15 protein-coding genes are annotated in these 14,022 nt (G+C 40.6%); 7 read left to right on the forward strand and 8 right to left on the reverse strand.

Going from position 1 to position 14,022, the window contains the following annotated elements; translation table 11 throughout:
- Nucleotides 1-6: 6 nt before the first annotated feature.
- The 7 genes from AAGC65_RS20115 to AAGC65_RS20145 all read left to right on the forward strand — a co-directional run bounded on the left by AAGC65_RS20115 (nucleotide 7) and on the right by AAGC65_RS20145 (nucleotide 7,362).
- Nucleotides 7-1,014: an aspartate-semialdehyde dehydrogenase gene (locus AAGC65_RS20115; protein ID WP_343114265.1), complete on the forward strand. Its 1,008-nt coding sequence runs from the start codon at nucleotides 7-9 to the stop codon at nucleotides 1,012-1,014.
- An 80-nt stretch (nucleotides 1,015-1,094) separates the two neighbouring features.
- Nucleotides 1,095-1,841, forward strand: a complete 747-nt coding sequence (locus AAGC65_RS20120) for a hypothetical protein (protein ID WP_343114251.1) — start codon at nucleotides 1,095-1,097, stop codon at nucleotides 1,839-1,841.
- Nucleotides 1,842-1,904: 63 nt separating this feature from the next.
- Complete coding sequence (locus tag AAGC65_RS20125) at nucleotides 1,905-2,690, forward strand: hypothetical protein (RefSeq protein ID WP_343114252.1); 786 nt, start codon at nucleotides 1,905-1,907, stop codon at nucleotides 2,688-2,690.
- A gap of 9 nt (nucleotides 2,691-2,699) precedes the next feature.
- The gene (locus tag AAGC65_RS20130) at nucleotides 2,700-3,602 is read left to right on the forward strand and encodes a LysR family transcriptional regulator (RefSeq protein ID WP_343114253.1); all 903 of its coding nucleotides are present in this window, start codon (nucleotides 2,700-2,702) and stop codon (nucleotides 3,600-3,602) included.
- Between the two features lie 142 nt (nucleotides 3,603-3,744).
- Entirely contained in the window at nucleotides 3,745-4,299 is a 555-nt protein-coding gene (locus AAGC65_RS20135; protein WP_343114254.1) for a type 1 glutamine amidotransferase domain-containing protein, read from the forward strand.
- 159 nt (nucleotides 4,300-4,458) lie between these two features.
- Nucleotides 4,459-5,934 carry a 1-hydroxycarotenoid 3,4-desaturase CrtD gene (crtD, locus tag AAGC65_RS20140; RefSeq protein ID WP_343114255.1) on the forward strand — a complete coding sequence of 492 codons (1,476 nt, stop codon included), beginning with the start codon at nucleotides 4,459-4,461 and terminating at the stop codon, nucleotides 5,932-5,934.
- A 27-nt stretch (nucleotides 5,935-5,961) separates the two neighbouring features.
- Entirely contained in the window at nucleotides 5,962-7,362 is a 1,401-nt protein-coding gene (locus tag AAGC65_RS20145) for an aminopeptidase P family protein (RefSeq protein WP_343114256.1), read from the forward strand.
- 94 nt (nucleotides 7,363-7,456) lie between these two features.
- On the opposite strand, the gene hemH is transcribed toward AAGC65_RS20145, so the two are convergent.
- From hemH to AAGC65_RS20185, 8 genes are all read right to left on the reverse strand, one after another.
- Nucleotides 7,457-8,488 (reverse strand): ferrochelatase, encoded by a 1,032-nt coding sequence (gene hemH / locus AAGC65_RS20150; protein ID WP_343114257.1) that lies wholly within the window; start codon nucleotides 8,486-8,488, stop codon nucleotides 7,457-7,459.
- 99 nt (nucleotides 8,489-8,587) lie between these two features.
- Nucleotides 8,588-9,268 (reverse strand): fatty acid desaturase, encoded by a 681-nt coding sequence (locus tag AAGC65_RS20155; protein ID WP_343114258.1) that lies wholly within the window; start codon nucleotides 9,266-9,268, stop codon nucleotides 8,588-8,590.
- A gap of 30 nt (nucleotides 9,269-9,298) precedes the next feature.
- On the reverse strand, nucleotides 9,299-10,150 hold the full coding sequence (locus tag AAGC65_RS20160) for a 4-hydroxy-3-methylbut-2-enyl diphosphate reductase (protein WP_343114259.1): 852 nt from the start codon (nucleotides 10,148-10,150) through the stop codon (nucleotides 9,299-9,301).
- 73 nt (nucleotides 10,151-10,223) lie between these two features.
- Nucleotides 10,224-10,871 carry a carotenoid biosynthesis protein gene (locus AAGC65_RS20165; protein ID WP_343114260.1) on the reverse strand — a complete coding sequence of 216 codons (648 nt, stop codon included), beginning with the start codon at nucleotides 10,869-10,871 and terminating at the stop codon, nucleotides 10,224-10,226.
- Between the two features lie 5 nt (nucleotides 10,872-10,876).
- Nucleotides 10,877-11,965, reverse strand: coding sequence for a glycosyltransferase (locus AAGC65_RS20170; RefSeq protein WP_343114261.1), 1,089 nt, complete (start codon nucleotides 11,963-11,965; stop codon nucleotides 10,877-10,879).
- A gap of 3 nt (nucleotides 11,966-11,968) precedes the next feature.
- Entirely contained in the window at nucleotides 11,969-12,598 is a 630-nt protein-coding gene (locus tag AAGC65_RS20175) for a lysophospholipid acyltransferase family protein (protein WP_343114262.1), read from the reverse strand.
- 34 nt (nucleotides 12,599-12,632) lie between these two features.
- Nucleotides 12,633-13,256 (reverse strand): lysophospholipid acyltransferase family protein, encoded by a 624-nt coding sequence (locus AAGC65_RS20180; protein ID WP_343114263.1) that lies wholly within the window; start codon nucleotides 13,254-13,256, stop codon nucleotides 12,633-12,635.
- A gap of 6 nt (nucleotides 13,257-13,262) precedes the next feature.
- The coding region (locus tag AAGC65_RS20185) for an alpha/beta hydrolase (protein ID WP_343114264.1) at nucleotides 13,263-14,022 on the reverse strand (760 nt) is incomplete at its 5' end.

Below are 14,022 nucleotides of genomic sequence, written 5' to 3' on the forward strand. Positions count from 1 at the left end.
AACAAAATGAAAGTCGCAGTAGTAGGTGCTACAGGATTAGTAGGCACCAAAATGTTGCAGGTTCTTGCAGAACGCAACTTCCCCGTTACAGAATTAATTCCCGTAGCTTCAGAAAAAAGTATTGGTAAAGAAATTACTTTTAAGGGTAAGCAATTTAAGGTAGTTTCTGTTGAGGATGCGATTAAGATGAAGCCGGACGTAGCGATTTTCTCGGCCGGCGGAAGCACTTCATTACAGCAGGCTCCTTTATTTGCAGCCGCTGGTACAACCGTTATTGACAATTCATCGGCATGGCGTATGGACCCAACCAAAAAACTGGTTGTGCCCGAAGTGAACGCTAATGTATTAACTGCCAATGACAAGATCATTGCCAACCCCAATTGCTCAACCATACAAATGGTGGTGGCCTTAAAACCACTACACGATAAATACAAAATTAAAAGGGTTGTGGTATCAACCTATCAATCAGTAACAGGTACAGGTGTTAAAGCTGTTGACCAGTTATTTAATGAGCGTAAAGGTATTGACGGGCCTAAGGTTTATCCTTATACCATCGACCTGAACGTTATCCCTCAGATAGACGTTTTCACCGAGAATGGTTACACCAAGGAAGAAATGAAAATGATTCTGGAAACCAAAAAGATCATGGGCGACGATAGCATCAAAGTTACCGCCACCACCGTGCGTATCCCAGTAATGGGTGGTCACTCAGAGTCAGTAAACATAGAGTTTGCCAATGATTTTGATTTGGCGGAGGTTCGTGAGCTTTTAGCTAAATCGCCGGGCATTGTAGTGGTTGATGACCCTGCAAATCTGCAATACCCAATGCCACTTGACGCGCATGATAAGGACGAAGTTTTTGTAGGCCGTATCCGCCGTGATGAAACTCAGGACAACACCCTGAACTGCTGGATAGTATCAGACAACCTGCGTAAAGGTGCTGCTACCAACGCCGTGCAAATTGCCGAATATTTAGCTGCTGCTCAGCTAATTGGACAACCGGTTGAGGCATAAGTTTTAATCTGAACAAGATAAACCAATAGGGATAATCTTTTGATTATCCCTATTTTTATTTCCGAACATCTCAACTTATAATGAAACTTCTAAAACTGATTTTGTTATTTATTTACTGCCTGGCAACATCAAATTTATTTGCACAATCACCACAGGCTATTGAAACCGATCTGCTACAATCTTTTAAAAAGATTGACTACAACAATCAGGATAATGGCAATGCAAATGATCAATTTGCAAAAAAATTAAAAAAGTACGCCGAAAAATATCCTTTCAGCATCAGACTTGATTTTGCTTCATTAAAAGCAGCGAGGCTCGATATCAGTACATCTACAGATAATTTGTTCAGGATTTATTCATGGGATACATGGACAGGCGGAACCATGCATTATTTTGAAAATGTATTTCAATATAAATACGAAGCAAAAACTTTTGCCCAATTGGATACACCGAAAACCGAAGGTGATAATTGCCCTAATTATTATAAAATGTTTACTTTCAAAGTTAATGATCAAACTTATTATCTCCCAGTTTATAAAAGCATAGGGTCATCAAGAGACGTAGGAGAAGGAATATGCGTTTATACCTTAAAAGCAGGAAAATTAAATGAGGTTAAAATAATAAAGACACCAAGCGGATTACATAACAAGTTAAGCTATAACTACGATTTTGGGTCCGTAGTTGACTGGAAAGTGCGTCCCTTCATTTCATTTGATAATAAAGCCCAAACCATTCAAATACCTTTAGTAACCAACAAAGGAAAAGTAACTCATAAATATATTATCTATAAATTTACCGGCCAGTATTTTGAAAAAGTAAAAAACTAACTTTTATAATTCTGGTTACCGTTGTAGTTGTTGATCTTGATGTTTACTTTATAATTTGTAACTATGAAAACCATTAAACTAATAGTTGTTTTCTGTTGCTGTTTAACTTCGGCCAGCTTGTTTGCGCAGGATAGCCCTCAAGCCATTGAAGCCGATCTGCTGCGCATACTCCAAAAGGTAAATTATTACGGCTCCCACAAAAAACAATGGAAAGCCATTGATTCGTTGCAGAAACAAAACAGGATCCTGGGATTCAAGCTCAAGTATTATACATCCAAATATCCGGCTACTATTAATCAACCTTTTACATCTTTAATAAAAGCGAGGCTGGTGATAGCCACTTCTGCCGACGGCCAGTTTCGCACCTATTCATGGAATACGCAATTGGGCACCAAAGGCTTTGATATTTATAATGTGCTGCAATATAAAACCAACGGTAAAACTGTCGCATTGCTAAAAATGGATACCGTAGGCAAAAAAGGCAGCTTGCCGCTTTGGTATTCAAAAATTTACACGTTTACCAACAGTAATAAAACTTACTATTTAGTGCCTTATAATTCTGTTTACTCGCCAGCAAAAGCAGGACAGGGTTTAAGGATATTTACTATTGACAAAGGTACACTGATCAGCAACCCGCCCCTGATCAAAACGCCATCTGGTGTATACAGCCAGTTACACTATGACTTTGATGTAAGTTCCATAGCCGATTGGAAATCATACCCAAGCATTTACTTTGATCCGGCCAAACAAACCATTTATACCCCACTGGTTGATTACAATCATAAAATGACCCGTAAATTTATTCCCTATAAATTCAACGGCCGTTTTTTTGAAAAGTTAAAAAGCTAACTTAGCCTAATGATATCCTTTGCCCATCGTGTTTTTATGGAGGTTGCTGCCAATCTTAGTTTCAGTAAGGCTGCACAGGTGCTGTTTGTAACTCAACCGGCTATCAGCAAACACGTTAAAGCATTGGAAGATCAATATAAAGTACCTCTGTTTGAGCGAAAGGGAAATAGCATCCTGCTTACGGAGGCCGGTAATAAACTGAATGAATACCTGCAGCAGGCTACCGAAATTGAACGGAAGATAGAGTATGACCTTTCGGTTTTAAGTAACCTGTCGCAAGCGGCTGGACATTTGCGTTTGGGGGCCAGTACTACTATTGCCTTATATATATTACCCTCTATATTATCCGGTTTTCAACGCGAATATGCTAATGTTGATGTGCAATTGGTAAATCGTAATTCAGAATACATTCTTAACGCCCTGCTTAATCACGAGGTTGATATTGGTATTATTGAGGTTGACAATAAACTTACTACCGTTTCATACAAACCTTTTATGAGCGATGAGGTGATACCTGTATGTTCCGCTAAAAGTCCGCTGGCAGGTAAATCACTTACCTTAAAGCAATTGGTAAAAACGCCGCTTGCCGTGCGTGAGCGCGGATCGGGCACATTGAACGCCGTATTAAAATCATTATCTGCTCTGCATATTAAACCGGCAGATCTGTCCGTAAAGATCAGGCTGGGTGGCACCGAAGCTTTGAAGAACTTTATCCTGGCCGATCAGTGCCTGGGCTTTATGCCCCGCCCATCCATTATCCGCCAACTGGCCGATGGCGACCTGATTGAAGTACCTGTTGAGGGCCTAAAGATCACACGTGATTTCTTTTTTATCCGCCGCAAAGGCACAGAGGATTACGGCTTGACCAGCAATTTTATCAATTTCGCTTTAAAGCATATTGAAGGGAAATAGTATCCTTGCGGAACAGTTCAACTATTTAACCTGTAAATCAACAACTTACCATCTAATTTCAATTATCAAAAACCATCTGTCCGCTCACCTGTAATATTATTATACTTAATTTTTATAATTTAAAATTAAAATATATAATATTATGGCAAGTTTAAGTAACAGAAAGGTAGCAATACTCACCGAAGAAGGATTTGAGCAAGTTGAATTAACAAGCCCTAAACAAGCACTGGAACTTGCCGGTGCAACTGTACATGTGATATCGCCTAAAAGTGGCACTATCAAAGCATGGGATAAAACTAATTGGGGAATTACCATTAGTGTAGATAAACAGCTTAGCGAGGTTAGTCCCGACGATTATGACGCGCTCGTATTACCAGGTGGTGTATTAAATCCGGATAAACTACGCCAGAATAAAGACGCGATAGCTTTTGCATCAGCATTTTTAGATGAAGGCAAGCCTGTTGCCGCCATATGCCACGGACCACAATTACTGATAGAAACCGGCCTGATCAAAGGTCGCAGACTTACCTCATATCCATCGCTGCAAACCGACCTTAAAAATGCCGGCGCCGATTGGGTTGATCAGGAAGTAGTGGTTGATAACGGATTGGTAACCAGTCGTAGGCCAGATGATTTGGAAGCATTTAACCGCAAAACCATTGAAGAAATTGGCGAAGGTGTGCATCACGAAGCATAGCATACAATATTTAGGTTTATCATGTAGAGTTTGCTACAAAACATGCTGCGAAGCTTGTTTGATTTAACTAAAAAGGCAAATTCGATATAATAACCTAACTGGGGGTAGAATCGGTAGTGGTTCTGCCCTTTTTTATTGCTTAGGTTTTATCTTTACCGCATGCCTGCAAAAAAAGCGTTGATCATTGGTGCCGGAATTGCCGGGATTGCTACAGCTATCCGTTTGGCTGTAAAAGGATATGAGGTTGAGGTTTTTGAGGCGAACAGCTACCCGGGCGGAAAGCTCAGCGAGTTTGAACAGGAGGGTTTCCGGTTTGATGCCGGGCCAAGTCTGTTCACCATGCCGCAATATGTTGATGAGCTGTTTACCCTCGCTGGCAAAAATCCTGCTGATTTCTTCAGATACCAAAAACTGGATGTAGTTTGCAAATATTTTTATGAAGATGCTACACAACTAAATGCTTACGCAGATACAGACAAATTTGCCACCGAAATTCACAAAAAAACCGGTGAGCCTATAGATGCTGTAAAAAAATATCTGGGCAACAGTAGTAATATTTACAGTATTACTAATCATGTTTTTTTAGAGCAATCGTTGCATCGTTTAAAAACTTACCTGAGATGGGATACCATAAAATCTATATTCCGTTTCCCGCAGATAGATGCGTTCCGCAGCATGCACAAAGCCAACGAAGGTTTTTTTAAAGATACCCGCATGGTACAATTTTATGACCGATATGCAACCTACAACGGATCAAACCCTTACGCTGCCCCGGCTACGCTGAATGTAATACCACATTTAGAACAACACTACGGAGCCTATTTTCCGGAGGGCGGTATGTATAGCATCATTACCAGCCTGGTAAAACTGGCAAATAGCTTAGGCGTTAAATTTCATTATAAATCACGTGTGGATGAGATAGCTTTGAACGAGCGAACAATTGCAAAAGGCATCAAAGTAAATAACCACTTTATTCCAGCAGATGTTGTTATATCCAATATGGATGTGTGGTTCAGCTATCATAAGCTATTAAAAAATCATTCCCAATTATTCCCTAAAAAAATTCTGCAACAGGAGCGCAGCAGTTCGGCCCTGATATTTTACTGGGGTATTAAAAAGCAATTTCATCAGCTTAACCTGCATAACATTTTTTTCAGTGCTGATTATAAGGCCGAATTTGATCATATCTGGAAGCGACAGGATATTTATGATGATCCAACCATCTACCTCAACATCAGTTCAAAATACAAAGCCGATGACGCGCCCGAAGATTGCGAAAACTGGTTTACCATGATCAATGTGCCTGCCAACACCGGACAAAACTGGGACAGCCTGATAACTATAGCCCGCCAAAACATCATCAAAAAGTTAAACCGCTTGCTCGGCGAAGACATTAGCCAGTTAATTGTTTGCGAAAGTATACTTGATCCGCGCGGTATTGAAAGTAAAACATCATCATACCAGGGTTCACTTTATGGCACCAGTTCAAACAGCCAATTTGCTGCATTTTTAAGGCACGCCAACAAGGCATCCCAAATTAAAAACCTCTATTTTTGTGGCGGTAGCACGCACCCTGGCGGAGGCATCCCCCTTTGTTTACTTTCGGCAAAAATCGTGAGCGACTGGATAGGGTAATACGGCGCTATTTTTAAAAATACAACTATGAAACTTCAACTTTTTGATAAACAGGTTTACATCGACCGCAGGCAGGTATTAAAACAAAACATAGGCTCTGACGGGCTTATTCTATTGATGGGCAATGAAGACAGTAGCATGAATTATAAAGACAATTGCTACCCTTTCAGGCAGGATAGCAGCTTTCTGTATTATTTCGGACTTGATGTGCAAAACCTTGCAGCCATTATTGATACCGATACCGGCGAAGAATTTATTTTTGGCAACGAATTAAGTATCGATGATATTATCTGGACAGGCACCCTGCCCACCGTTCAGGAAATGGCAACGCTGGTTGGAGTTACTCAAACCCAACCCTACGCCCAGATCATCCATCATGTGCATAAGACACTCATCGCAGGCAGAAAAGTTCATATTTTACCTCCGTATCGTCCTGAAAACCGTATCAAGCTGTCAACTTGGTTCAATGTAAGTCTGCAGGATGTTCAGGATCATGTTTCCCTGAAACTGATCAAGTCAGTTATCGCGCAGCGTATTATTAAAACACCGCTCGAAATTCAGGAAATGGAAAAAGCGGTAGATATTAGTGTGGACATGCAGCTGGCGGTTATCAAAAATACCCGTCCCGGCATTAAAGAATTTGAGCTGGTAGCCAAAGCCAATGAAATTGCTTTAGCTGCTAACGGAAGACTGGGTTACGGTGCTATCATAACTACTCATGGCCAAACCTTGCACACCCATTATTACGGCAATACCCTGCAAGATGGCAACATGGTACTAAGCGACATTGGTGCCGAAAATGATATGCACTATGGCGGCGATCTTACCCGTACCTTTCCGGTTGGGCGCAGTTTTACCAACAAGCAAAAAGAATTATATGAAGTAGTGCTTACTTCAATGGACCATGCCATCAGCATGCTAAAACCGGGAGTTCGCTATAAAGATATACACCTGGCAGCCTGCCAAAAACTGGTTGAGGGTTTAACCCAGGTTAACCTGATGAAAGGCGATGCCGCCGAAGCCGTTGCCGCAGGTGCGCATACCATGTTTTTTCAATGCGGATTGGGCCACATGCTGGGTATGGATACCCATGACATGGAAGACTTAGGTGAACAATACGTTGGTTATACCGATACACTGAAAAAAGAAACCGTATTCGGTTTAAAATCTCTGCGTTTAGGCCGTGAGCTGGAAGCGGGCTATATATTAACCGTTGAACCCGGTATATACATTATTCCTGAGCTGATAGACCGTTGGAAGGTTGAAAATAAATATGCCAACTTTATTAACTATGATATTCTGGAAACTTACCGTGATTTTGGCGGTATCCGCATTGAGGATAATTTCCTGATCACCGAAACCGGAAGTCATTTATTAGGGAAATACCTGCCTAAAACATTAAAAGAAATTGAGGCATTGAAAGGGTAAGATATTTTTTGTCATTGCGAGCGAATCGAAGCAATCGCAGATTTGCATAGTTCGCGATTGCTTCATTCTTCGCAATGACAAATTAAAAAAGACCCTACGCAGCTACGTGGTTTTCTCTAACCATCTTTTCCAGCGCATCGATCCATATTGGCGAATCATTCAGGCTTTCTACCAACTGAACCTTTTCTCCGCCTAAGGCCTTAAACTCGTCGCCATATTCGGTGGTAACCTCATAAACTGTTTCCAGGCAGTCGGCAACAAACGCCGGGCAAAATACGAGCAGGCTCTTTTTACCTTCCTTGGCCAGTTTGGCTACAATTTCGCTGGTATAGGGCTGCACCCAAGGGTCATTACCCAGGCGCGACTGAAAACAAATGGTATATCTTTCTTTGGGGATATTTAACTTTTGAGCTATCAGCTGAGCCGTATGATGTGATTGTGCCGAATAGCAAAATTTATTGACATCAGTTAAGGTCTGGCAACAATCAGCGCTTTTTAAGCAATGCTGCTGCGTATGATCGGCTTTAATCAGTTGCCTTTGTGGCAAGCCGTGAAAACTAAACAATACATGATCGTACGTTTCCGGTTTATATTTCAAAGCATTATCGGCAAAGGTTGCTATCATGCCCTCATTGTCATGGAATGAATTAACAAATGATATGGTGGGTTTAGTTTGCCATTGCAGCAACAGTTCCATCACCTTATCATAAACAGAGCCTGTACTGGCCGATGCATACTGCGGGAATAAGGCAATCACCTGTATATCATCAACCAAAGCCGCTTTTAAGCGATTAAGGGCCGATTCAATTGACGGATTTTGGTAACGCATAGCCAGTTCAACAATGTATTCGTCGCCCAGACGCAGTTGCAGGGCTTTTTGCTGTAAAAGGCTGTAATGCAATAGGGGCGATCCGGTTTCTTTATCCCAAATTGCCTGATATAATTTAGCTGATTTTGGAGCCCTGAAAGGAGTAATAAGACCTTTTACTAAAAGGGTACGGGATATTGGGTTGATATCAATAACCCTTGGGTCCATTAAAAATTCATTCAAATAAGTACGTACATCCGCCGTAGAGGGGCTGTCTGGTGTTCCTAAGTTCACCAATAAAACTGCTTTTTTACCCATAATATTCAGATGCAAAAATATAAAATAAAAGCCCCTAACCTTTTAATTGGGGAACAATTTACAAATGAATGATTGCTAATAAACTAAACAGCTCCCCCTTTAGGGGGCTGGGGGGCTTTTCCACAACCTCCACCAGGGAGTACCTGGCGAATCATGATGTTCATAGTGATAACCGAAAAAATAGCAGCTAAAAAATGCCAATACATGATTTTTAGGTTGGCTCCGGGCAAAATAAGGGTTATCATGTTCGCCCTTATGAGGTTGATATGTTCCGAAGTAAAACAGCTGCAAGGTGCTTATTAATGATGGCACTACCCAAAACATGATGAGGTTTTGCTGCGGTATCCACAGCTTTAAAATATTGAACAGCACGGCCATCACCACAATTTGCCATACAGATAAATAATTACGGATAAACCTTACATACCAACTCCAAAAACCACCTTCGTGATAATCAGGATCATCATGGCTATGTACATGGTTATGATGTTGGTGATGTTTAGTATATAATTTGGGGTACCAGAACGATGCATACAAAAAGACACACAAATACCCGATAAAATTATTTATCCGGCTATTTGAAGATACCGTGCCATGCATGGCATCGTGGGCGGTTATAAACAAACCGGTGTACAAATGCATCTGCACCAGAATAAACAGGTAAACCAGGGGATTGGCAAAGCTAAAATGCCATTGCATGAGGAGTATAATAGATGTTGCCCAGCAGCCAATAACCAGCAGGGCAATCCATAAACCTGTATTTGATTGGCTTTTTTGCATGTATTTGATATAACAGCAAAAAGCGTGCTGTTAAAATTTTTCGAGCTCGGCTTTTACTTCCTGCATCAGCCACATAGGTGTTGATGTAGCTCCGGCTATACCTATGGTATCATTTGCCGAAAACATGCTTTTATCCAGTTCGCTTGATGATGATATGAAATAAGTATCGGGATTATGCTTACGGCAAACCTCAAATAACACCTTCCCGTTTGATGATTTACGGCCAGATACAAACACAATCTTATTAAAACGGCTTACAAATTTAGGCAGATCCTTATCGCGGTTAGATACCTGACGACAAATGGTATCATTCGCTTTCAGGTTATAACCACGGGAAATGAGTTCATCTTTAATGCCATAAAACTTCTCCATGCTTTTGGTGGTCTGTGTATACAGCGTGATGTTTTGCGGCAGCTCAACATTATCCAATTCAGCTATATCCTGAAAAACCAGGGCATCACCATTTGTTTGTCCTTGCAAACCGATCACCTCTGCATGGCCATGCTTACCGAAAATCAGTATCTTTTCGTCAGAATCATAAGAGGTCTTTATCCTGTTCTGCAGTTTTAACACCACGGGGCAAGATGCATCTATCAGTGTAATATTGTTTTCTAACGCTATACGATAAGTATCGGGAGCCTCACCATGAGCGCGGATCAAAACTTTCTCGTTATGCAGATTTTGCAATTCGGCATGTTCAATAATACGTAGGCCGAGGGCTTTTAACCGCTCTACCTCTTCATCATTATGAACTATATCGCCCAGGCAATATAAATAACCGTCTTCGGCCAGTATTTCTTCGGCCATGTCAATGGCGTATACTACGCCAAAGCAAAAGCCCGAATCCTGATCAATAGTAACTTTTAACTGATACTCTCCCATTGCGTTACAAATTTACAGCAAAAATAATGGCTGATGCTAATCATAAGTGAATTTTGACAAATACCAGCCAAACTTAATTAAATATACCCAGTCCCATAAAAAACACAAACTGCATAACCAACAGTACTATGGCTACAATGCTTTGCCGCTTAAATTTAAATTGTTCAAAAATAAAAAGCAGCAATGCACTCAGCAGAAACCAACAGACGTAATTTTTAACTGGGATACTACCTCCAGTCCAATGCCAATAATCAAAATGAATGGCGATGGGTTCAATGAGTATATCAAGCAATACCAGCACCAATGCACCGATTACTATTCTTGCCAACATATTTTTCATACGACTGCGTCGCATACTTACCCCTGTCGCGTAAATAAGCAAAAACCAGTTTATACCTATCATTAATGGAATATTAAACAACTTTATACCTAATGTTTCGCCATAAGCATAGTTGCCAAATAACCAACCAGTATGTACCCCAATATATTCGGCCATGAAACCAATAAAAAATATGAGCAGGGCAAACACCGCCAGCTTATCGATATCCTGTTTATGGCTGTACAAAATCACTGCTGCCATCAACAGTAAATGCCAGGGCACTATATTTAAAAAAACAGCATCAAAAGGTGGTATAATAAAACCAATAAAGCCAACCACGTGAAACAGTATAATGATGATTACAGCTATCCTATCCTTAGGTGTTACAGCGTAATTAAACAACGCTTTCAAATTTTACGTCCTTTCCATACCGTTGTTTTAGTTAAATATTTTTGTATGGATGTAAAAGCAATAAGCAGCATATTTAGCATTTGCAAAGGATGCAAGAGGATATTATTCACAGCACTTTGATCTGATAGCAACGAGATCATGATGCGGGTGAGTACAATTAAACCCAGCATAAAAAACAGCAGCGGAAGGTTCAGCGTCATGATCACGATCATGGGGCCACCTATAATAAGCACGATGTAAACCAGAAAGCCAATAATACTATAATTAAATGCCGCTAAAAAGTTTTTACTAAAGCCGGCTATAGCCTCATTATGGCTTCTATACATACGGCAACTGATCATGCCATTGGCCAATAGTGCTTCACCATTATAAGCCTCTGCTTTTACCAGTCTCATAATTTCCACATCCTCAACTACCTTATGCTTTACTGCCTTGTGCCATTGATTTTTATGGTACGTAGCTGCATCAAACATCATGAACTGACCGCTTGCTGCGGCAACCGATGCGTTTTTAACCAGATATATTAACCGCAAAGGCAACAGGTTAAGCAATATAAAGTGCATCAGCGGTACCACTGTCCGCTCGCCGGTTGTTTCCATTTGCTGGTTAGTGAATAAGCTTAGTAAACCCAGCTGGTGCAAATGCATCCGGTGTACAGCACTGTTGATCAACCCCTGTTTCACCTCTTCATCAGCATCCAGAAAAAGTAAATATTTTCCGCTGGCCTGTAGTGCTAATTGATGACAGGCATAGTTTTTACCTATCCATCCATCCGGGAGTTTATCTCCTTTTATTACACGGAAATGAGGATGCTTAACGGCGAATGCCGAACAAACATCAAAAGTATCATCACCCGATTCATCATCAAGCACGATCACTTCGTAGTTTTCGTAATCCTGATCGTGGATAGATTGGAGCAAGGTTAAAATATTACCTGCTTCATTACGGGCCGGTATTAACACCGACACCTTATCGGTATAATGTTTACCAACCCGGTGCAATTTGGGATTGGATATAAAATTAAACAGTGTAACCGAAAAACGGAGGATGATAAAAAAAAGGGTTATTGATAGGGCAATGATCACTTTTTATAATACTATTTCGGTTTGTAGTTGTTTTGTTGAGTTATAATGTTGCTGATAAGCTGCTGTTAGCTCATCCATACTTTTATAAGCTAAATTACCAGTAATGGTTTTTAAATAAACGTTGGCAGTAGGCTTTTTATATTTAAAATTCTCCACAAATGTTGCCGCAAACAATAAATCGAAGTTTTGCTGCGCCCGGGTAATAATTTTCATAAGTCCCTTTTGAAAGGTAACCTGATCAACAAAATTAGAGTAAAGTTTACCCTGCGGAAAAATGAGTACCATATTTTTTGGATCGTTTAATAATCCGGCGGCATAGTTCAGTGAGGCTATCATATCGCGGGAGTTTTTGTTGACTGAAAACGCACCCATATATTTAAAAAATGAAACCTGCCGTATGGTTTCTTCCAGAATCATGATATGAAATTTTTTATGTAGCAGTTTATGGTTAACGTAGTACATCAAAAAACCGTCCCACCAGCTAAAGTGATTGGCCAGGAGTAAAATAGCCTTGTTATTGGCAATTGCAGAAGTCTGCGCTAACCTCACTTCATGAAAGTTACGCCCTACTATCCACAGCAAATAGCGATGGAAAAACCAATGTACTAACCTGTTTTTTTTGGGGCTGATCATTGGCTGCAAGATACTGATTGAAAAACAAATTCAATCAGTGCTCTATGTTAACCTGATTTTTTAATGCCTGCTGATGAAAATCATTGACGCGTTGTTTCAACTCCTCAAAAGGAACCTCACCGGCCACGCCGCAATCAAAGTGGTGCATATAAGCACGCGGCTTTAAACTTTCAAAATAATCAATCAGCGTACATTGATAAACTATTTGGCAGGGGCCTTTAATTTGTTTAATGAGCCGCTCAATACCTTTTTCAATGTGAATGTGGGTAATATGGTTAGAGCAAAGCTCGCCCTGCGGAAATATGGCAACCAGGTTTTCGGGATTGTTCAATAAATTGGCCGAGTAGCTAAGTGATTCCAGCATCTCCCGCGATTCTTTTTTCATGGAGAAAGCGCCCAGGTACTTAAAATACCAGTGATTTACAAAGTGATCATGCTGCATCATGATAAAAAGCCTTCGTTTTAGATTATTAAAAGCCGCGTAGTTGGCAAAAAAGCCATCCCACCAACTAAAGTGATTGGTGAGCAGCAAAATGGAATGCCCAGGCATGGGCTCAAATGGCTGTATATTGATTTCTTTAAAATTACGCCTCATCCACCAGCGCATAAAGCGGTAGAACATTTTACTCAAGGTATCATTCTGGCGTGAAGGCAGCATAGTTTTTTATTGTACTAAATATTCGTCGAGCGCTTTAATAACCAGCCAATGCCCAAGAGCCAGCTCATGTACCTCGGCATTATCAAGCATTTTAATAAATGGCATAGCTGCCGATTTGGGAAACAGTTTATCATCTTTCCCAAATATCAACAGGCAATTAATTTTATACTGATTTATTTGCGCAGCAATTTTTTCAACGTCTGGCTTTAATAATCGGATCAAATTTAGCGTATAATAAGTATCCAGCCGCTTTTGCTCGGTATCAATTTCATTATAGGCAATCTGATACAGGCTATCATCTATCATGCCTGCCTTTTTTGCACTCTTGAGCACAAAAGGAGCCAGCCATTTACTTTTAGTTACCCCACGGAAAAGAAATTTACCCAGCGGATTATGCAGTAAAAAATGAAAGCCTTTGTATACTGATAATCCATCGGGCGCCATCAATATTACATCATCAACAAGGTGGGCGTATTCTTCAAGCAGTATCAGGGCAAGGTTGGCACCAATAGAGTATCCCATAACCGAGAATCGCTGTTCGCCGTACATTTTAAACCATTCCTGCATGTAATTACGCACCATCTCCTTAGGCATGCCGGCTCGTATCTGTTCATCTGTCCAGCCATCCAGCTGGCTATGGCCATGAAAAAAGTGATCAAAACCGTAAACGTGGTATTTGGGCAATATTGATTTTTCGAGCACGTGAAACTGTTTACCCGTCATACCATAGCCATGAAAGGCAAGCAGTGGTTTATGTCCCGTACCA

The organism is Mucilaginibacter sp. (assembly GCF_039207105.1).
Classification (GTDB): Bacteria; Bacteroidota; Bacteroidia; order Sphingobacteriales; family Sphingobacteriaceae; genus Mucilaginibacter.